Here is a 278-nt window from a genome sequence, read left to right as displayed (position 1 = left end):
GGTTTAATAAATGCATATGCTGAAAGCCTTGGAGTTTTAATGTCATTTGGTTTTGCTACTGGTAATGCTAAAATGAATCGTATTGACTTTGCTGTACATAGTGACCAATGGAAATGGATGTTGGATGTTTTAAAAACGTTTGATTATCCAAGAAATTTCGCTGATGATAATAAGCCTGATGTTTATCGTTTAGATCCATCTAGTGGAGAGTTTGAAACTGGATATTTTGGTAATCGTACTCGTTTACAGTTACGTATTTATAATAAGACTAAGGAAAT

At 32.7% G+C, this 278-nt stretch carries 1 pseudogene; it reads left to right on the top strand.

What is annotated here, in order from left to right:
- Positions 1 to 278 (top strand): annotated as a pseudogene (locus tag AC0IXC_RS29190) (replication initiation protein); the annotation flags it as partial.

It is taken from the genome of Bacillus sp. AC266 (assembly GCF_979253805.1).
This window is presented reverse-complemented; position numbering and strand designations above follow the sequence as displayed.